General features: G+C 45.5%; 1 protein-coding gene. It reads left to right on the plus strand.

Annotation, left to right across the window (positions count from 1 at the left end; all coding sequences use genetic code 11):
- On the plus strand, positions 1-685 hold a 685-nt coding region (locus tag SPADD19_RS12365; protein WP_241496406.1), incomplete at both ends, for an HAD-IC family P-type ATPase.

Raw genomic sequence — 685 nt, forward strand, 5'->3', positions numbered from 1 at the left:
CTCTGACGAAGAATTCCAAAAAGTCTTCAAACAATACTCTGTCTATGCGCGTGTATCACCTGAACACAAGGTTCGTATCGTGAAAGCTTGGCAAAATGAAGGAAAAGTTGTTGCCATGACAGGGGATGGAGTCAACGATGCACCATCACTTAAGACAGCTGACATTGGTATTGGTATGGGGATTACAGGTACAGAGGTTTCTAAGGGGGCTTCAGATATGGTCCTTGCAGATGATAACTTTGCAACCATTATCGTAGCGGTAGAAGAAGGACGTAAGGTCTTCTCAAATATCCAAAAATCTATCCAGTACCTCTTGTCTGCCAATATGGCTGAGGTCTTCACCATCTTCTTTGCAACCCTCTTTGGATGGGATGTTCTTCAACCAGTACATCTTCTCTGGATCAACTTGGTAACCGATACTCTTCCAGCCATCGCTCTTGGTGTGGAACCAGCTGAGCCAGGTGTTATGACCCACAAACCTCGTGGACGTAAATCTAACTTCTTTGACGGTGGGGTCTTTGGAGCCATTCTTTATCAAGGTGTCTTCCAAACCATGCTCGTTCTTGGTGTTTATGGCTGGGCCTTACTCTCTCCAGAACATGCGACTCGTGCAGAAATCCATGCAGACGCTTTGACCATGGCATTTGCAACTCTTGGTTTGATCCAATTGCTCCATGCCTTTAAC

Source organism: Streptococcus parasanguinis, assembly GCF_001578955.1.
GTDB lineage: Bacteria > Bacillota > Bacilli > Lactobacillales > Streptococcaceae > Streptococcus > Streptococcus parasanguinis_U.